Origin of the sequence: Paenibacillus sp. MMO-58 (assembly GCF_037146255.1) — a bacterium.
GTDB lineage: Bacteria > Bacillota > Bacilli > Paenibacillales > Paenibacillaceae > Pristimantibacillus.
In genome coordinates this window covers 328,151-346,302 of sequence record NZ_JBBCVY010000007.1, presented here as the reverse complement: position 1 = coordinate 346,302, position 18,152 = coordinate 328,151, and the positions used below count along the sequence as shown (strand labels likewise).

Here is an 18,152-nt window from a genome sequence, read left to right as displayed (position 1 = left end):
AGCTTTTGGAGGCGATCTAGTCATATGAGTCAATCAAACATAGAGCAGCGTACGGAACGGACCAAGTGGTTCCTGCAGGACCGGTTCGGCATGTTTATTCATTGGGGATTGTATGCTATCCCAGCGCGCGGGGAGTGGATAAGGAACGGGGAACGGATCAGCGTCGAGGATTATCAGGTCTACTTCGACGAGTTTAATCCGGAACGTTACGATCCGAAAGAGTGGGCCAAGGCGGCCAAAGCAGCAGGGATGAAATATGCGGTCTTGACTGCCAAGCATCATGACGGCTTCTGTCTGTTCGACAGCCAGCTGACCGAATATAAGTCTACCAATACGACATGCGGAAGAGATCTGGTCAGAGAGTTTCTGGACGCTTTCCGCGCGGAAGGGCTTAAGGTAGGGCTGTACTATTCGCTGCTGGACTGGCATCATCCGGATTATCCGGCATACGGCGACCGTCATCATCCGATGCGCGATAATGAGGCGTATAAGCGCGATCCGGAGCGGTTCGCGGGCTATCTCGACTATATGCACGGCCAGGTGCGCGAGCTGCTTACCGGTTATGGCAAGCTGGATATTATGTGGTTCGATTTCTCTTATGACGAGATGAAGGGCGAAGCTTGGCGCGCAACCGAGCTAATGGAGATGATCCGTTCCACTCAGCCGCATATCATCGTCGACAACCGTCTGGATGCGGGCGGAGAGGGGGGCGGATCGATCTATACGAATAATCCGAACCTGTACGCGGGAGACTTCGCCTCTCCGGAGCAGATCATTCCGCCTAGCGGCGTTACCGATGAAGAGGGCAACTCCATCCCGTGGGAAGCCTGCATTACTTTGAATAATAACTGGGGCTACAGTGCGGCCGATTATACGTATAAGTCAGCCAAGACGGTTATCCGCAAGCTGGTCGAATGCGTCAGCAAGAACGGCAACCTGCTCCTCAATGTAGGGCCTAACGCCAAGGGCGAGATTCCGCGCGAGTCATTGGACATTTTGGAGGAAGTAGGAGAATGGCTCGGCAAAAACGGCGACAGCATTTACGGCTGCGTTGAAGCCGATCTTCCTAAGCCGGAGTGGGGCAGGTACACGCGCAAGGGAAATAAGCTTTACGCGCATTTGCTCGAGGAAAGCATCGGACCAATCGGCCTCGTGGGTCTGGCCGGTCGAGTGAAGCAGGCAAGACTGCTGTCCGACGGCTCCGAAGTATTTGTCACTCGTCCGTGGAATGTGCATCTGTTCGAGAAGGATGCCTTCTTCAACTTCGCAAGACCGGAGACGGCTACCTATCCGCTCCCGGATGAGCGGAACACCGTTGTGGAGCTTACGCTGATCGACGAGGAATAGAACAAAGGAGCGGCTGTTCTCACAGCTGCTCCTATTTCCTTTCCGTCCTTATTGGCAGCCCTTTCAAACCTCTACCGTAACCGGCGCTTCCTCCTGGTAACAGATATCGGCGAATAACAGGCCAAGATCGCTTACGGTAAGCTGCAATTGCTGAAGGAGCAGCAATACTTCTTCCGTAATATTCTCGCCGTGGCGCTGCCTGCCCGCCCGGATGCTCGACAACACGTCGCTGGTCTGAATGGACAAATTCTTTATGGAATGATGCAGCAGCGGATTTCTCTCAATATAGCTGGCAAGCGAATTAATGCCGAACCGAACCGAACGGGGGAATTCGGCGTTGAGCAGCAGAAACTCGGTTACCTCCGTCAATCGTACATGATGGGCATGAAACTTGCGGAAGGCATCGTAGCCGCCGCAGGATTTAAGCAGAACAAGGAAGCGGTTATAGCGGAGCTCCTCATTGAGCAGCTTCTCATCCTGATGCATATTCCGGTAGGTGGCATGGATGATCCGAACCGTGCCGTTCATCCGCTCCACAAATTTACCGGTCTGAATGAAGTTCCAATTTTGCCCCCGAACCATCGTGGCATCGAACGTACCGTTAAACAGAGCCAGCTGTTCGCTAATATGCTTGTAGAACAAATAAGGAGACTGCAGCATCAGCTTGTTTACATCCTGCTCCTTCAGCCATAAGTAGAAGGTGTTCATAATATCCCACAGTTCCCCGGGAAGCAGAGGCCGGAGAGTGCGAATATGGTTTCGAACCTGCTGAATGCTGGAGAAGATGCTGTCCGGATTTGTCCGGTCAAAAGTCAGATCATGAAGGACAACCCACTCATTGGCCGGAGAGTTCGGCTCGTGGGAATGACCAACGGCTGATGCAAGCCGTTCCCAGGCATAACCCTCGTCATTATCCATCAGCTCATGGCGCATGCTGTAGTAAATATTAACGATCCGGGCATAATTGTCTACCCGTTCCAGGCAGCGCCCGATCAGGAGCAATAATTCCGCATAGCGGTTTATCATCTCAATCACCTCATAATTAGTTGGTGTTATTACCCAAGCACCCATGTATCCTTCGTTCCGCCGCCTTGCGAGGAATTCACGACAAGCGAGCCTTCCTGAAGGGCGACGCGGGTCAAGCCTCCGGGCACCACATAAGACGAATCGGAGCCCATAAACGTAAAGGCACGCAAATCGATGTGCCGGGGAGCAACGCGGCCGTCAGTCAGCGAAGGGCAGCAGGACAGCTTTATCGTAGGCTGAGCGATATAGCGCTCAGGATGCCGGGCGATTTTCTCCGCGAAAGCTTTAATCTCTTCTTCCGTAGCCGTAGGGCCAATCAGCATGCCGTACCCGCCCGACAAAGACCGCTCTTTAATAACCATATCGGAGAGGCGGGAAAGGACATATTCTCTTTCGTGGGGTCGTGTCAGGATATAGGTTGGCACGTTATTCAGTATGGGCTCTTCCTTAAGGTAATAGCGGATCATATCCGGCACGAAGGCATATACCGCTTTATCGTCGGCAATTCCGGTTCCCGGAGCATTGGCCAGCGCGACATTGCCGGCAAGGTAAGCGTCCATTAGACCCGGTACGCCAAGCAAGGAGTCTTTGCGGAATACCTGCGGATCGAGAAACTCGTCATCGATACGCCGGTAAATGACATCGACTTGCCGCAGTCCCTGACGGCTCTTCATGTATACGGTCCGGTCTTTTACGATAAGGTCATTTCCTTGAACTAGCTCGATGCCCATTTCCTGCGCCAGGAAGCAGTGATCATAATAGGCGGAGTTATAAATACCGGGGGTCAGCAGGACGACAAGAGGGTCCGGCTTGGAATGGGGAGCCAGGCTGCGAAGACTGCCAAGCAGGGCATTCATGCCGCGATCAATGCTGCGGATCCGATAATCGAAAAATAATTCCGGGAACAAGCTTGTCATTAAAGCTCGGTTCTTATAGACATAAGACAGGCCGGACGGTGTTCTGAGGTTATCTTCGAGTACGTAATACTCGCCGGATTTACCACGGATAATATCGATGCCGGATAGAGGAATGTACACGCCGCCCGGAACATCGACGCCAACCATCTCCGGCACATAATAAGGGTTGTTCAGAATCATGTCGCTTGGAATGAGCCCGTCTGACAGGATGTTGCGCTCATGATAGATATCCCGTATAAAAAGGTTTAACGCTTTAACCCGCTGCTGGAGTCCTTGGCTTAGATGAGCCCAATCCTCGGAAGTAATCATTCTCGGCAGCAGGTCGAAAGGAATCGTTCTTTCCCGGGAGGAATCCTCGGAATTATTGCTATATAAGGTAAAGGTAATCCCTTGCGTAACCATTTCTTTCTGCATCATAGCGTCGCGCGTCTGTAACTCCTCCAGCCCCATTTTGGCCAGCCGCTGCAGCATGGTTCCATAGTGAAGCCTGCTCTTACCTCGCCCCTCGAACATTTCATCGTAAAAAGCCGGATGCTCGTAATCAGCGAAGAGCTGGTTCATGTTATCCTTCATCATTAGCATGGCCATGATTAATATCCCTCCATTGTTTTTATTCCTTGTTCCATCTATTAGAGTGTGAATTTAACTAACATTTGGATAACACAGCAAGTATAGAGCAGGGGGTCATTGAATGTATGTCGAAACCCCTTGCTTAAATGTGTCTATTTTGTGACAATTTGATTTTGCATGTTTACTTCTAATTTTTGCTATATTCACTTCTTTGCTGGGATAGTAAGATATAGGAAATAAAAAGTGAGGTGCATGCATGAGGTTTACGATTCGAAGCAAGCTGCTGATCAGCTTCTTATCCGTTGCTTTTTTTGTGACCGCGGTGAACATAACCGCGTACATTTACAACGACAAACTGAATCATTCCTTCGATAATCTCATAGACCAGCGGGTAGCCGTCCTGAATAAGGCAACGGAGATTCAGTACTTGGCCGTGCAGCAGACCAACAGCTTAAGAGGTTATCTGCTGACGCAGGATCCCGAGTTTATGGAGGAGCTGCGGACTTCGAATACCACAATGACCGGACTTATCGGCGAGGTGGAGGATCTAATCGTCCGGCCGGAAGGTAAGGAATCCTTTCAGGAACTGGCGAACATCGATGCTTCTTTTGTAAGAAGCTCTGAGGAGCTGCTGGCCAGCCTGGAGAAGAGTCATGATCAGGCGGCCGCCTTGGCTTATTTCAAAACAACCACTCTCCCGTTAGGCGAGCAGTTAGGACCGCTCTCCCAAAAGTTTGTGAAATACCAGCAGCAGCTGCTGGAAGAGGACCGGACAAAGAACGCCTCCATGGTTGATTTCGTTAACACCTTGACGGCTATTCTTACGGTTATTACCTTTGTGTTAACCCTGCTTATCGGACTCCTGCTATCACACCGCATCACGAGCAATCTCTTCAAAATTACGAGCGTTATTACCGGCTTTAATCATGATTCCAAAACATCCTCGAATATCCCGCATATTGAAGTTCGTTCCCAAGACGAGATCGGAGATATTGCCCGGTCCTTTAATGAAATGGCGATTACGCTGAACAAGTACTCCATTCTGGAGCAGGAGCAGCGCTGGCTTGAGACGAATGTTGCCGATATGGCGACCCGGTTCCAAGGCGTTAATAACCTGGAGTCTCTGGCTCAGCTGTTTATTACGGCGATTACCCCGTTGGTCGATGCCAGCTATGGCGTGTTTTATCTGAAAGACGGCACGGGCCGGCGCCATCAGCTAAATAGATTGGCATCTTATGCGTACCAGCATTCGGCTATCGGTGTAGATTCCTTCCGGAACGGAGAAGGGCTTGTCGGACAAGCTGCCTTGGAGAGCCGCACCATTCTGCTGACCAATGTACCCGACAATTACATTCAAATCACATCCGGATTAGGGAAGGCGTCGCCTGCAAGCCTGCTCATTATGCCGGTTCAGTTCGAAGGCCAGGTTATCGCCGTCATGGAACTGGCGTCGTTCGGCACCTTTACTCCAATTCAGCAATCGCTGCTGCAGCAAGCATCCACTCATCTCGGAAGCGTGTTAAGCAGTCTGCAGGGGCGGATGCAGGTTGAGCAACTGCTCGCGGAGTCGCAGGTGCTGACGGAAGAACTGCAGACCCAGTCGGAAGAACTGAGAGGCATTAACGAGAAGCTGGAGGAACAGAACAAGAATTCCGAGCAGAAGACAAAAGAGCTGGAGAAGACGAAGACCCAGCTGGAGGAGAAGGCCAGGCAGCTGTCGCTCAGCTCGCAGTATAAATCCGAGTTTCTGGCCAATATGTCTCACGAGCTTCGTACACCGCTGAACAGTCTGCTAATCTTGTCCAACATTCTGGCCACCAATACCGAGGGCAACCTGAACGATCATCAGGTGAAGTACGCTCACACGATTCATCAGTCCGGCAATGATCTGCTGCAGTTGATTAACGATATTCTCGATCTGGCCAAGGTAGAGGCGGGTAAGATCGATCTCGTACACGGTAATGTTTGTCTCCATGAGATCAGCGAGTTTGCCGAGCAGCAGTTCCTTCCCGTAGCCCATCAGAAGGGGCTTTCGTTTAAGACGGTAGTCGATGCCGATCTGCCGCAATCGCTGTACACGGATGAGCAACGATTATTGCAAATTATTAAAAACCTGCTCTCGAACGCTTTTAAATTTACCGAACGGGGCGAGGTAAAGCTGCATATTCACCATACGCAGTCGGGATCGCGTGCGAAAGGAAGCATCGCCTTCTCTATCATCGATACCGGTATCGGCATCCCGAAAGAGAAGCAAGAGCTGATCTTTCAGGCTTTCCAGCAGGCGGACGGAACGACCAACCGAAAGTACGGCGGCACGGGACTTGGTCTCTCGATCAGCATCAATATGGCGCAGCTGCTGGGCGGCACCATTCACGTAACCAGCGTGCCGGGTAAAGGAAGTGTATTCACGCTGACTCTTCCGTGTGAAGAGGCGTCCGAGAGCGTGGGCGGTCCATCCGTCGTTCAGCAGGAATCGGCCGCGGCCGTCGCCGAGCTCACGGAGCCGGAAGGAATAAAGGGGTCGGAAAGCAATGACGCCGGCTTGGACGATGCGGTCTGGGTAGGCAAAAAAGTATTGATTGTGGACGACGATATGAGGAACATTTATGCCACTACCATCGCCCTTGAGAGCAAGCAGGTTGAAGTGCTTTTTGCCGAGAATGGACTTTCGTGCTTAAAAGTGTTGAAGGAACATCCGGACGTGGATCTTATCCTGATGGATATTATGCTGCCTGAAATGGATGGCTACGAGACTATGCGCACGCTGCGGCAAATGCCGGGCTTCGGCGCTCTTCCGATTATTGCCTTAACGGCCAAAGCAATGAAGGACGATAAGGACAAATGCCTGGAAGCGGGCGCGTCCGATTATATGAGCAAGCCTGTCAAGCTGGAGCAGCTGTTTGCCCGCATCCATTCTTGGCTGAGCAGATAGGTGGTAAGGCGTCATGTGTACGAATGAGAAGGAACCGATGGATGAACTTGAGCAGCTCGAGATTGAACTGCTGCTGGAGGCGTTGTATCGGTATTACGGGGTGGACTTCCGGAACTATGTGATGCCGACGATCCGCCGAAGAGTATGGAATCGGATCCGGGCGGAACGTCTGAGGACGATTTCCGGCCTGCAGGAGAAGGTGCTGCATGACCGGCAGGCGTTCAATCGGCTGGCTAATGACTTTTCCATCAATGTTACCGAGCTGTTCCGCGACCCCAGCTTCTTCAAGACATTCCGGGACAAGGTAGTTCCCCAGCTGAAGGATTATCCCCGCATCCGCATCTGGCATGCCGGCTGTTCAACCGGAGAAGAGGCCTATTCGATGGCGATCCTGCTGCATGAGGAAGGACTGCTGGAGAAGACAAGAATTTATGCGACCGATATGAACGAGGCGGTTATTAAGGAAGCTAAGCTGGAGTCCTTTCCGCTCGACCGCTTGGCCTCGTATTCCCATAATTACGCGCTGTCAGGCGGCAGGAAATCGATCAAGGAATATGTATCGGTTACGAGCGGCCGCGCGGAATTCCGTCCCTTTCTGGGGGAGAAGATTACGTTCGCCCAGCATAATCTGGCGGTAGACGGGTCCTTTAACGAATTCCATGTCATTATTTGCCGTAATGTTATGATCTACTTTAACTCCTATTTGCAGAACCGCGTGCATGAATTGTTTTACGATAGCTTGTCCCCTTCCGGATTTCTTGGCCTGGGGCATAAGGAGAGCATGACCTTTACCAGCTTTACAGACTTTTACAAGGAGATGGAGCCCAATGAGAAGCTTTACCGCAAAGTTAAATAGCGCCGAATCCAAGGTGAATATTCTGATGGTCGATGACCGTCCGGAAAATCTCATTGCGCTGGAGGCGATTCTGGCTTCCCCCAATTACCGGCTGTACTCCGCTCATTCGGGCGAGGAGGCGCTCCGTCATGTGTTGACGACCGACTTTGCCGTTATTTTGCTTGATGTGCAGATGCCGGGGATGAACGGGTTTGAAACGGCAAGCCTCATCAAGATGAGAGAGCGCTCGAAGCATGTCCCCATTATTTTCATTACGGCAATCAGTCAGGCAGCCGAGCATGTTAAGCATGGCTATTCGGTTGGCGCGATCGACTATATCTTCAAGCCGTTCCATGCCGAAACGTTGAAAATGAAAATAGAAGCCTTCGTTCAGCTGTACCAATATCAGGAGCACATTAAGCTGCAGAATGAACTGTTGAAGGTCATAGGCGAGACCTCGAATGATACTATTGTAACCGTTGACGAAGCGGGTATTATGCAAACGCTTAATGCCACGGCAGCCCGAATGTTTGGCTACTCTCCGGACAAGCTGGCAGGCCGTTCGATCGACGATATTGTTCCGGGGTTGTCTTCTTTCCTTCATGCCGAGATGAGTCAAGGTGCAAGGCTGATCGAAACAACGGCTTTGCGCAAAGAGGACATCCCATTCCCCGTAGACGTTCAGATAGGAAGAGCAAGTATTGTGGGGCACCAGCTCTATGTTTGCTCGATCCGCGATGTTACCGACCGAAAGATGATGGAAGAAGAAAGGTTCCGCAAAATTTTTGACACGACGCCATGTCTGATTGCCTTAAGATCGTTAAAGGACAAGCGTTATATCAACGTGAATGAAAGCCTGCTGCAAGCGATGGGCTATGAAGGGGATGAAGTATTCAATCAAACGGCAGATCTGCTGCAATATATTGTAGACTCAGACGATAAGGGGGCAGAACGTCATAATCCATGGCAGCCGGCGCGTAATGTCCGGATCCGTTATATGACCAAGTCAGGGGATTTGCGGCATGGGCTGCTGTCCAGCGAAGTAATGCAGGTGCATGGAGAGGATTGCCTGCTTAGCGTGGTGACGGATATTTCAGAGCGCGTGTTTCTGGAGAAGGAGATTACCCGGCTGGACCGGCTTAATATTACGGGAGAGATGGCTGCGGGTATCGTCCATGAAATCCGTAATCCGATGACGACCGTAAGGGGATTCCTTCAGCTGTCGAAGAACAATCCATCGAAGGAATATACCGATATCATGATTGAGGAGCTTGACCGGGTACATAATATTGTGACGGAGTTCTTGGCGGTTGGCGCACAGGCTCCAACCAGCCGCAAGTTGAAGCATATCAATACGGTCATCGAAACGTTATTCCCGCTCATTCAATCGAAAGCGATGACCGGCAATCATGATATTGCCCTCGACCTGGGAGAGTGCCCGCCGATTCAACTCGATGAGAAGGAAATCCGCCAGCTGGTGCTTAATCTCGTGCTGAACGGGCTGGATGCAATGCCCTCGGGCGGCCAGATGAAAATCAGGACCTATGCGGACAGTAAACAGGTGGTTATGGAGGTAAGAGACCAAGGCAGCGGCATAAAGGAAGAGTTCCTGGCGAAGCTGGGAACGCCGTTCTTCAGCACCAAGTCCACGGGAACCGGCCTTGGCTTATCCGTCTGCTACGGCATTGCCGCCCGGCATGACGCCGTCATCAAGGTGCAGACAAGCGAGCAAGGCACAACGTTTTTTGTGCATTTTAATTTGTAATAGCGGTAAAACGACAGACCTCCTGCTTGGCAGAGAGGTCTGTTCTTTGTTTAGGTTGTTGCAGTCCGCCTACGTTGTACATAATGCAGTATAATAGTGCGATTTAGCTCGGTAAGCGGAATATCCTACACGGAATGCAGGATATTAGAGAGAAATGGTCGTGAATGGGTTCAAATCGGAGAAATATAATGCATTCTGTACAACATAATCGCCCGCTATAGCGGGAATAGGTCAAAATACTGCATTTCATGCAACGTATCTCAGACTAAAATGGAGCTGAGGGAGAGAGAGCAGCATAGCTAGGTTACTCGTTCGTTGCATTACAAGCAGCATAATGGTGGACTAACGCTAGAGCCGCAAGATCAACCTCACAGTTGCAGACGCTCTATTCCGTTCATATATTTGCGAAGTGCTAACGGAATGCGAATCGAACCATCCTCCTCCTGATGAGTCTCCAGCAGAGGGATAAGGATCCGCGGCGAAGCGACTGCCGTGTTGTTGAGCGTGTGGCAGAATCTTAGCTTGCCTTGGGCATCCCGGTATCGGATGTTCGAGCGGCGTGCCTGGAAGTCGAGCAGATTCGACGACGAATGGGTCTCGCCGTAAGCTTGGCGGCTTGGCATCCATGTCTCGATATCGAATTGCTTATAGGTTTTTTGCGACATATCTCCCGTGCATACCGCCATAACGCGATAAGGAAGCTCCAGCTGCTGCAGGAGATCCTCCGCATTTTGCGTAATTTCTTGCAGCAGCAGCTCCGATGCCTCGACGTTGTCTTCGCAAATAATGACCTGCTCGACCTTCGAGAACTGATGAACTCGGTATAAGCCATGCACATCCTTGCCCGCCGAGCCCACCTCGCTGCGGAAGCAGGTCGAGGCGGCTGCTAGTCGGATCGGATCGCTCACATCAACGATTTCATTATCGTAGAACGAGATAAGGGGAACCTCCGATGTGCCAACCAGATATTTGTCGCCGCCATCGATCCGGTAGGTCTGATCCTCCCCAAGCGGGAAGAAGCCGGTATTAAACAGAGCTTCCTTGCGCACCATCAGCGGTACCTCCAGCAAGTTGAAGCCTCTGGCGATAAGCAAATCGAGCGCAAGCTGCTGTACGGCACGATGCAGGGCAGCTCCGGCTCCGGTCAAATAGTAGTTGCGGCTTCCGGCCGTTTTGACCCCGCGGGGGATGTTGATCATTTGGTGAAGCTCGCCAAGCTTTACATGATCCTTGATTTCAAAGTCGAAGCCCGGTGGCTCGCCAACCCTTCTTACCTCAACATTATCCTGATCCGACTTTCCAATCGGCGTGTCCGGCGATACGATGTTCGGAACAACTTGCATAAGGTCCCTGTACTCGGCTTGAACGGTTTTATGCTCTTTTTCCAGGCCGGCGATGCGTTGGTTTATTTCCTTCATGTGAAGCCTCTTCTGCTCCACATCCTTCTCGTCGCTGCTATAGATGGAGAGGTTAATCTCCTGAATGGTCTGATTCCGTTCCTGGCGGAGCTCCTCAATGTCCTGCTGCAGTCTCCGCCGAGCATCATCCACTTCCACAAGCTTCGAAATGGAGATTGCGATCCCTTTACGGTCTGCGACCGTTTGTACCTCTTCCCGGTTGTTTCTAATCCATTTGATGTCTAGCATGGCAACTCGCTCCTCTTCAATAAGAATACAAAAAAGCGCTCTAATCGTCCGATTGGGACGAAGAGCGCTTGTATTCTCGCGGTGCCACCCAAATTGATTAAACAGGAAGTTTAATCCACTTAGTTCCGCGGTAACGGGCGGGTCCGGTTAACTTAGGGAGAACGGTAATTCCCCTTGACGAGAACGCCTCCGAGTTGGATTCTCTTCATCGGCATAATTTCGTTTGAATTTTTACTAGTATAGCTTATGCTGCTATTTTTATTCAAGTGCGAATTTAAAAAGCTACGGGTTAATGCTGCTGAACAGGGGCAAGAGAGTAGAAGCGCTCGGTTTTATCCAACGTTTCTCTTACCTTCTCATCCCACACGTAGCTCAGTTCAAACGTCCCCTCCCGGAAGAAAAGCGGGAACCGGCGCGCAAACCAGCTTTGCATCGGAAGCTTTAGGGCGTCATCCTTGTTCACCCAGAGCAGCTCGCCTTCGGGCGGGTTCTCGAGCAGCGTGCCTTCAAACGAAGTCGCCAGGTAGTTGAAGACCATGTGTCTCAGGTTCGTGGTGGGATCGCAAAATTCCTCGAGGCCTTTATAGATAATGTCCTTTACGAGCAAGCCGGTTTCTTCCCGCACTTCGCGGATGGCGCCATTCACGAGGCTTTCCGGGAAGTCCACTTTACCGCCCGGGGCGATATAGCCGGGAAAACCCTTTTTGTCTGGCCTATTGATTAAAAGTACCTTATCCTTATCTTGAACCATACACATCGTATACATTTTATAGGTAATGGACATACCGTGCCGCCGCCTATTCTATTGGACTAGAATTGATAGATTTATTGTACCATAGAGGTTTTCTCGCCACTATTACTGAAGGAGGATGCATCATGATGCAGGGATATAATGTTCTCATGGTATACAGCAGGGATATGGACAAGCTCTTAATGTGCAGGCGTCTGAAGGATCCCTACAAAGGATTAAGCAATCTGGTTGGCGGGAAGATCGAGCCAGGCGAGACCGGGTTAGACGCTGCATACCGGGAACTAGCCGAAGAAACCGGTATTACGCAAGGGGATATCTCCCTCGTTCCCGTTATGGATTTTAAGTATTACTTGCAGAACTGTTACGTGGAAGTATACGCCGGGCGGTTGAAGCGGGACGACGTTGCCGTCGCCGGCGACGAGAATGAGCTGTACTGGTCTGACCTCGATTGCAACTTCTTCGATATGACCCTCTACGCAGGCGAAGGGAATATCGGGCACATGATCGAGCAGGTCAATTTGTACAGGGATAAAATATTGGGGGAATAGGAGTGCCTCTGCGGTACTCCTATTTTAGTTATAAATAAGTTTGCCCTTGCCGGACAGGAATCCGCTCTGCTATATTTGTTAGTAACAAATTGTTATTATCAAAATATACATAAGAATAGATGAGGGTGTGAGCAGCTTGGAACGGCTCGATTCAAACGGATTAACCGAGCGCGAATTTATGGAGCAGTATAAGCCGGGGGATTATGAGCGCCCTTCGGTTGCTGCGGACATGGTTATTTTTACGGTAACCCATAAAGAGGAAGGCAATTACCGCAAACTGCCCGAGAAGGAGCTTCGGTTGCTGCTTATTCAGCGGGGCGGTCATCCGTTTCTGGGGCAATGGGCATTGCCTGGCGGTTTTGTACGGCCTCACGAATCAACGGAAGAGGCTGCGGTCAGGGAGCTCCACGAGGAGACGGGAGTCGATAACGTTTATTTGGAGCAATTATATACGTTTAGCGATATCGGCCGGGATCCCCGTACTTGGGTCATGAGTTGCTCATACATGGCATTGGTGAATAGCGAAAAGTTAGAGCTGAAGGCAGGAGACGATGCGGCGAACGCTGCATGGTTTAAAGTATCGTACCAGCTGATCAGGGAGCAAAAGGAGTTTTTTGAGGGCGGATATGCATGGACGCTGCAGTATGAACTCCTTCTGAGTTCCGATTATGCAGAGCTGACGGCAATGGTGGAGCGTATGGATACCGTTACGGAGGCAGCAACAAAAACCGCTTACAGCATAGTGAGCAACGACGGATTAGCTTTCGATCATGCCAAAATCATTGCCTATGCCATCGAACGTTTGAGAGGCAAGGTGAATTATACCGATATAGCCCTTCATCTCATGCCTAAGCTGTTTACGCTAACGGAGTTGCAGCAGGTGTATGAGGTTATTTTGGATAAAGAGCTTTTAAAGGCGGCGTTTCGGCGCAAGATTGCGGACCTCGTGACGGAAACGGATCACTATACGGAAAACTCCGGTCATCGTCCATCCCGCCTCTATCAAAGAAAGGTGGAGGGATCCCAATGAAATACAGCATGGAACAATTGCAGAAGGAACATGCTTCCGGCAAGAAGGGCACGTTTCTGTTCTTCTGGGGGCACACGCCTTCTGAACCCGGCAAGATTAACAAAAGCTGCTTAAGCCAATGGTGGATAAGTCCATTCGTTACCGATGGGGTTCGGTATTCATGCTCCGAGCAATATATGATGGCGGAAAAAGCCCGGCTGTTTCAGGATGGGGAGATGTTGGCCGCAATTCTGCAAGCGAGTGATCCCAAAGAGATGAAGGCTTTTGGCCGCGCAGTGAAAAACTTTGATAAATCGGTGTGGGAAAGCCACTGCTTCGAGATTGTGAAGAAAGGGAACCTTGCTAAATTCTCGCAAAATGCTTTACTTGGACTATTTTTAAAGTCAACGGATAACTCCATCCTGGTTGAAGCCAGCCCACACGACAGGATTTGGGGTATAGGTATAGGGCAGTCGGATTCCAATGCAGGAAATCCGTTAGAATGGCGCGGAAGGAATTGGCTTGGATTCGCATTAATGGAGGTCAGGGATGAACTGTTTAACGAAAGCAGGGATAATCATGAACCGTAGAGAAATTGCACAGGAGACATTACTGATTCAACTGGTGGTATGATCTTTTGGAGGCCGAAGGTTACGGCAAATTGTTCTCGAATATTACCTTTGCCGTGCTTGATACGTCGAAGGACCGTACATGCTATAACGCTTTTGAGCAGGTGTTTCGAGTAAAGGAGCAAAGATAATGAGCGAACATGACATTATAAAACAAACGCGGCTGCCGGTAACGGTAAGCGGCATGGTGCGCGATCTGCGTAAGCTCGGCATCGAGGAGGGGGATCATCTTCTTGTTCATTCCTCCATGTCCAGCTTGGGCTGGGTATGCGGAGGCCCGCAGGCGGTTGTGCAGGCTCTGCTGCAAGCAGTTGGGGCTGAAGGCACGCTGATCATGCCGGCGCAGTGCGGAGACTGGAGCGATCCCGCCGAATGGGGCAATCCTCCTGTTCCGCAGGAATGGCTAGAGATCATTTACAAGGAAATGCCGGCTTTTGATCCGGCTATAACGCCAACCCGGGGGATGGGGCGTATTGCTGAGCTGTTCCGGACCTATCCGGGGACGGTAAGGTCGGAGCATCCGCAGGTATCCTTTTGCGCGAACGGCAAATATGCGGAATATATCGTATCCGGTCATCCGTTAACTCCGCAGTTTGGGGAGGCTTCTCCGCTTGGCAAGCTGTATGCGGCAGGAGCAAAGGTGCTGCTGCTCGGCGTTGGCTTCGACTCTTGTACAAGCCTGCATCTTGCCGAGACAAGGATTGACCGCATGCCTACGAAAAAGATGGGAACCGCCATGCTGGTCGATGGGAAACGTTCTTGGCAGTGGTTCACGGATTATGCGTATGATTCGGGTGATTTTGAGGAGTTTGGCGCGCAATTTCATAGTGGAGTTCAGCACGGCAAGGTAGGCCAAGCCGACTGCAAGCTATTTGATATGAAGGCGGCGGTTGATACCGTGGTTCAGTGGCTGCCTAAGCATCGGCAATTCACTTAAAGGGAAAATGGGGCTGGCGATATGATCGAAAGATTGATGTTCAGGGCAGCATGGAAGGACGGGCTTCAGGAGGAAGGAATTGCGGCTTTACAGAAAGCTGAGCAGGTTATCCGCCTCGTGAAGCAGGGGCGTTTGATGACGGCAGCGGCTTTTTATTGGAATCATAATCTCTTTCTTTACTATGAATGCATGGACGGCAAGCTGGCCCCAGAGGAAGTTGCCGGCGCGGCGGAGCCGTACTTGAGAGAGTGGCCGGGTCAGGCAGAGCCCCGCAAATGGATTCGGATGATGGATGTCTTTCACTTCAACGAACCCGCGGACCGGGAGCATTGGCTTCGCAAGCATCCGGTGGAGAGAAGAGTGGGGCGCGTTGCCCATCTGAAGCCGGAGATGATCGGCAGCTACGTGTATTACCATTATCAGCTTCAGGAGGAGCGGGCTTTCTTTGGTCCCAAGTATGAGATTATCGGGATCCACGAGAACCTCCTGTTCGGCTATCAGGAATTCCCGAACGTGACGGAGGAGCCTGTTGTGCCGGGCCGTCTCCAAACAACGGGAACGCCGGAGAACTGGAGTGACTCGAGAATGGATTTGCATTTCCAACCGTGGGAAGACGGGCATCTGTATTTCAAACCGATTGAACGGATTTATGCTTATTACATAGGTGATATTACCGTATAGAAAATAATGTAAAATTAAGGCCGGGAACTTCGCTCCTCTTGTTCTAATGGTAGCTGCGGGGATTGGCTCCGGTATTGTGAAAGAAAAATACAAAGAAGAATAAATATACAGATTTTATAATCCATATCTTGTAAAATAGGAGGGTAAACTCTACTTTGGAGGTTGATGGAATGGATCAGGTCTTTGAAGCCATCCTAGTTAGCAAGCCCTCTTTCCAAGCGATCGGAATCAGGTGGGAAGGTACGTTTGAGGAAGCGGGAGAGGGAGGCATCCGTGCCGTTCAGACGGAAGTGATTCGAAGGTTAACGAAAATCAGGCATGTTGTGCATCCGGACATTTTACTCGGCCTATCCTATCATCATGAAGGCGACAGCTTTATTCACTATGCGGCTCTCGAAGTCGAACGGGTAGAGGATGTTCCGCAAGGTATGACAAGCGTAACCGTCCCGGATCTGACCTATGCCATGACCGAGCACAAGAGGGGAGACAATATCGACTCCTCTTATACGAACATTTTCGCCTGGATCGAGAGGCAGGGCTATCCGTTACATAAAGGTGATGTCACTCATTTTGAGAAATACCCGACGGCACAGGATCCTTATGCCAAAAACCCCGAGTTTACGATCATGATACCGGTTGATCCAAAAGCATAACGCTATGGTTACGGAGCCTCCGCAGATCCTGTCTGCGGAGGCTTTTTTATTTTATCCCCTAGCAGTGGCGGATACAATCGTTAACGGCAGGACGGATTTGCGGTACGATGCCGCTTCATACTCATCCAGACGACTGTCGGTAATGATCTCGTCAAATTCATCGAGGGATGCGAAAATCGCAAGAGAATTGTAGCTGAACTTGGTGGAATCGGCCAGCAGAATCGTTTTTCCCGCTGCCTCCATGGTGGTCTGCCGGACGCCGACAAGATTCGGAGACCAAGCCATGGCGCCTTTCGTCAGAGAGACCGCTTCGCAGGTCAGGAAGGCCGCATCAACAGTTAGCGACTGCAGCATCTTCTCCGCATAAAAGCCGTCCAGGCTATACGCCCATTTGCTTATTCTTCCCCCCGAGCAATACACGTCGAAGCTGCCGAATCTCTCTTCATTGGACAGCATCAGAGCCGTATGCAGATCACGGGTAATGATCTTAAGCCCTTTAAACCTCTCCAGTAAATCGACCATGGAAGCCACGGTTGTCCCTGCATCCAGAATAATGCTCATACCATCTTGAATATGCTTGGCGGCTTCCTTGGCAATAGCCAGCTTCTCCGCCTTATGCTCGTTTGCCCGTTGCTCGTATTTGGCGCCCATGAACCGTTTAACCTTAACGGCGCCTCCATGGAACCGTTGGATTTTTCCTTCCGATTGCAGAAGATCGAGGTCGCGGCGAATCGTCATCTTGGATACGTTAAACTGCTCGGCAAGCTCGAGGATCGTTAATTGCGGCTTTGAATCCAGTAGCATCATAATTTCGTGACGGCGTGTTCCGATTAGCATGATTGAACTCCTCCTAATAGCTTCCTTGAGTCTAACTTATTATGTTATGTATTTGTTCAATTGTGTGAAAATTCTGTATACAAACTTTCATTTCTGTGATATAAGGTGAATATGAGGTTAATTCGTGTTACTTAAGTGTGACTTTAGTTTACTTAATATTCAGAAAATTTGCTAGATTCTCATGAAAATCGTTTCTTTCCGTCAATTCGTTGTTATCTATTCTGACATTACAATTTTATTAAAGAGGTGAGTGTTTCATGTTCTTTCGTTATCAGGGAGAAGCTTATGATCGCCGTTTCCTGCCAAGATTGACGACCAAAGAGATTGCGGCCATGAACAAAGACGATGCGCTGCTTGTGCTGCCCATTGGCGCGGTGGAGCAGCATGGTCCGCATATGCCGGTCTTTACAGATACGCTGCTTGGCGAGGCAATGCTGACTAAGGCCTTCGAGCATTTGCCCGAAGATTCGTGCATCTGGCTGCTGCCATCCGTAAGTTACGGAAAAAGCACGGAGCACGCCGGCCATCCGGGGACCATCACCCTGTCGGCCAAGACATTAATGGCGGTACTGGAGGATATCTCTTCTTCCCTTGCCCGAAGCGGCTTCCGCAAGCTGCTGCTCTTTAATACGCATGGCGGCAATGCGGATCTGCTGGGGATGATGGCGAGGGAAATACGGATAGCAACGGGGCTTGAGGTCTATCGGCTTGATCCGGGCGCAGTCGGTTACAGTGATTCCTTCACGGATGAAGCGGAAAAAGCATGCGGCATTCATGCCGGCGATGTGGAGACGTCTCTTGTTATGGCGACATGTCCGGGCTGGGTTCACGCGGAGCTTGCGCCCCGCGAGATGCCGAGGTTCCCGGATTCCCGCTATTTCTCGTTCCGGTCGCGGTCCTTTGCCTGGGTGATGGACGATATTTCGGGCAGCGGAGTGGCGGGAGACGCCACCAAAGCTACGGCAGCTAGAGGGGCAGCGATGCTGGAGACTGCCGGACCGCTTCTGGCGGAGGCTCTGCTGCACATTGCTTCGTTTGAAATGGCATCACTGAAGAACGGATAGGGGGA

Annotated in this window: 17 protein-coding genes; 12 read left to right on the top strand and 5 right to left on the bottom strand. The window is 50.9% G+C overall.

Annotated features, from left to right (window positions below):
- Positions 1 to 24 precede the first annotated feature (24 nt).
- Entirely contained in the window at positions 25 to 1,347 is a 1,323-nt protein-coding gene (locus WFJ73_RS21830; RefSeq protein ID WP_336775057.1) for an alpha-L-fucosidase, read from the top strand.
- 63 nt (positions 1,348 to 1,410) lie between these two features.
- On the opposite strand, the gene WFJ73_RS21825 is transcribed toward WFJ73_RS21830, so the two are convergent.
- Together WFJ73_RS21825 and WFJ73_RS21820 are read right to left on the bottom strand one after the other, a co-directional pair.
- Positions 1,411 to 2,373: an alpha-E domain-containing protein gene (locus WFJ73_RS21825; protein ID WP_336775056.1), complete on the bottom strand. Its 963-nt coding sequence runs from the start codon at positions 2,371 to 2,373 to the stop codon at positions 1,411 to 1,413.
- Positions 2,374 to 2,402: 29 nt separating this feature from the next.
- Complete coding sequence (locus tag WFJ73_RS21820) at positions 2,403 to 3,878, bottom strand: circularly permuted type 2 ATP-grasp protein (RefSeq protein WP_336775055.1); 1,476 nt, start codon at positions 3,876 to 3,878, stop codon at positions 2,403 to 2,405.
- Between the two features lie 238 nt (positions 3,879 to 4,116).
- Between WFJ73_RS21820 and WFJ73_RS21815 the strand changes: the two genes are divergently transcribed.
- The 3 genes from WFJ73_RS21815 to WFJ73_RS21805 are packed head-to-tail and all read left to right on the top strand — an operon-like array spanning position 4,117 to position 9,392.
- Positions 4,117 to 6,792 carry an ATP-binding protein gene (locus tag WFJ73_RS21815; RefSeq protein ID WP_336775054.1) on the top strand — a complete coding sequence of 892 codons (2,676 nt, stop codon included), beginning with the start codon at positions 4,117 to 4,119 and terminating at the stop codon, positions 6,790 to 6,792.
- Between the two features lie 13 nt (positions 6,793 to 6,805).
- Positions 6,806 to 7,648, top strand: coding sequence for a CheR family methyltransferase (locus WFJ73_RS21810; protein ID WP_336775053.1), 843 nt, complete (start codon positions 6,806 to 6,808; stop codon positions 7,646 to 7,648).
- A complete protein-coding gene (locus tag WFJ73_RS21805) occupies positions 7,620 to 9,392 on the top strand; it encodes a PAS domain S-box protein (RefSeq protein ID WP_336775052.1) in 1,773 nt (590 codons plus the stop codon). The genes WFJ73_RS21810 and WFJ73_RS21805 overlap by 29 nt, the downstream gene beginning before the upstream one ends.
- 368 nt (positions 9,393 to 9,760) lie before the next feature.
- Here the strand turns inward: WFJ73_RS21805 and serS are convergent, their stop codons facing one another.
- On the bottom strand, positions 9,761 to 11,038 hold the full coding sequence (gene serS, locus WFJ73_RS21800; protein ID WP_336775051.1) for a serine--tRNA ligase: 1,278 nt from the start codon (positions 11,036 to 11,038) through the stop codon (positions 9,761 to 9,763).
- Between the two features lie 289 nt (positions 11,039 to 11,327).
- Positions 11,328 to 11,822: an 8-oxo-dGTP diphosphatase gene (locus tag WFJ73_RS21795; protein WP_336775050.1), complete on the bottom strand. Its 495-nt coding sequence runs from the start codon at positions 11,820 to 11,822 to the stop codon at positions 11,328 to 11,330.
- 95 nt (positions 11,823 to 11,917) lie between these two features.
- Here WFJ73_RS21795 and WFJ73_RS21790 point away from each other — a divergent pair, with 95 nt between their 5' ends.
- From WFJ73_RS21790 to WFJ73_RS21760, 7 genes are all read left to right on the top strand, one after another.
- Positions 11,918 to 12,337, top strand: coding sequence for an NUDIX hydrolase (locus tag WFJ73_RS21790; protein ID WP_336775080.1), 420 nt, complete (start codon positions 11,918 to 11,920; stop codon positions 12,335 to 12,337).
- A 136-nt stretch (positions 12,338 to 12,473) separates the two neighbouring features.
- Positions 12,474 to 13,367, top strand: a complete 894-nt coding sequence (locus WFJ73_RS21785) for an NUDIX hydrolase (RefSeq protein WP_336775049.1) — start codon at positions 12,474 to 12,476, stop codon at positions 13,365 to 13,367.
- Positions 13,364 to 13,936, top strand: a complete 573-nt coding sequence (locus WFJ73_RS21780; protein WP_336775048.1) for an NADAR family protein — start codon at positions 13,364 to 13,366, stop codon at positions 13,934 to 13,936. The genes WFJ73_RS21785 and WFJ73_RS21780 overlap by 4 nt, the downstream gene beginning before the upstream one ends.
- 47 nt (positions 13,937 to 13,983) lie before the next feature.
- Complete coding sequence (locus WFJ73_RS21775) at positions 13,984 to 14,106, top strand: hypothetical protein (RefSeq protein ID WP_336775047.1); 123 nt, start codon at positions 13,984 to 13,986, stop codon at positions 14,104 to 14,106.
- On the top strand, positions 14,106 to 14,912 hold the full coding sequence (locus WFJ73_RS21770; protein WP_336775046.1) for an aminoglycoside N(3)-acetyltransferase: 807 nt from the start codon (positions 14,106 to 14,108) through the stop codon (positions 14,910 to 14,912). The genes WFJ73_RS21775 and WFJ73_RS21770 overlap by 1 nt, the downstream gene beginning before the upstream one ends.
- A 21-nt stretch (positions 14,913 to 14,933) precedes the next feature.
- Positions 14,934 to 15,593 (top strand): hypothetical protein, encoded by a 660-nt coding sequence (locus WFJ73_RS21765; RefSeq protein WP_336775045.1) that lies wholly within the window; start codon positions 14,934 to 14,936, stop codon positions 15,591 to 15,593.
- A 170-nt stretch (positions 15,594 to 15,763) separates the two neighbouring features.
- Positions 15,764 to 16,246 carry a GyrI-like domain-containing protein gene (locus tag WFJ73_RS21760; protein WP_336775044.1) on the top strand — a complete coding sequence of 161 codons (483 nt, stop codon included), beginning with the start codon at positions 15,764 to 15,766 and terminating at the stop codon, positions 16,244 to 16,246.
- A gap of 51 nt (positions 16,247 to 16,297) precedes the next feature.
- On the opposite strand, the gene WFJ73_RS21755 is transcribed toward WFJ73_RS21760, so the two are convergent.
- Positions 16,298 to 17,083 (bottom strand): DeoR/GlpR family DNA-binding transcription regulator, encoded by a 786-nt coding sequence (locus tag WFJ73_RS21755; RefSeq protein WP_336775043.1) that lies wholly within the window; start codon positions 17,081 to 17,083, stop codon positions 16,298 to 16,300.
- 257 nt (positions 17,084 to 17,340) lie between these two features.
- Between WFJ73_RS21755 and WFJ73_RS21750 the strand changes: the two genes are divergently transcribed.
- A complete protein-coding gene (locus WFJ73_RS21750; protein ID WP_336775042.1) occupies positions 17,341 to 18,147 on the top strand; it encodes a creatininase family protein in 807 nt (268 codons plus the stop codon).
- Positions 18,148 to 18,152: the final 5 nt, after the last annotated feature.

Coding starts and splice junctions, on each gene's coding strand:
- WFJ73_RS21830 (WP_336775057.1), top strand. CDS start 25: ATGAGTCAATCAAACATAGAGCAGCGTACGGAACGGACCAAGTGGTTC.
- WFJ73_RS21810 (WP_336775053.1), top strand. CDS start 6,806: ATGTGTACGAATGAGAAGGAACCGATGGATGAACTTGAGCAGCTCGAG.
- WFJ73_RS21765 (WP_336775045.1), top strand. CDS start 14,934: ATGATCGAAAGATTGATGTTCAGGGCAGCATGGAAGGACGGGCTTCAG.
- WFJ73_RS21805 (WP_336775052.1), top strand. CDS start 7,620: ATGAGAAGCTTTACCGCAAAGTTAAATAGCGCCGAATCCAAGGTGAAT.
- WFJ73_RS21770 (WP_336775046.1), top strand. CDS start 14,106: ATGAGCGAACATGACATTATAAAACAAACGCGGCTGCCGGTAACGGTA.
- WFJ73_RS21820 (WP_336775055.1), bottom strand. CDS start 3,878: ATGGCCATGCTAATGATGAAGGATAACATGAACCAGCTCTTCGCTGAT.
- WFJ73_RS21815 (WP_336775054.1), top strand. CDS start 4,117: ATGAGGTTTACGATTCGAAGCAAGCTGCTGATCAGCTTCTTATCCGTT.
- serS (WP_336775051.1), bottom strand. CDS start 11,038: ATGCTAGACATCAAATGGATTAGAAACAACCGGGAAGAGGTACAAACG.
- WFJ73_RS21825 (WP_336775056.1), bottom strand. CDS start 2,373: ATGATAAACCGCTATGCGGAATTATTGCTCCTGATCGGGCGCTGCCTG.
- WFJ73_RS21750 (WP_336775042.1), top strand. CDS start 17,341: ATGTTCTTTCGTTATCAGGGAGAAGCTTATGATCGCCGTTTCCTGCCA.
- WFJ73_RS21790 (WP_336775080.1), top strand. CDS start 11,918: ATGCAGGGATATAATGTTCTCATGGTATACAGCAGGGATATGGACAAG.
- WFJ73_RS21780 (WP_336775048.1), top strand. CDS start 13,364: ATGAAATACAGCATGGAACAATTGCAGAAGGAACATGCTTCCGGCAAG.
- WFJ73_RS21760 (WP_336775044.1), top strand. CDS start 15,764: ATGGATCAGGTCTTTGAAGCCATCCTAGTTAGCAAGCCCTCTTTCCAA.
- WFJ73_RS21795 (WP_336775050.1), bottom strand. CDS start 11,822: ATGTCCATTACCTATAAAATGTATACGATGTGTATGGTTCAAGATAAG.
- WFJ73_RS21755 (WP_336775043.1), bottom strand. CDS start 17,083: ATGCTAATCGGAACACGCCGTCACGAAATTATGATGCTACTGGATTCA.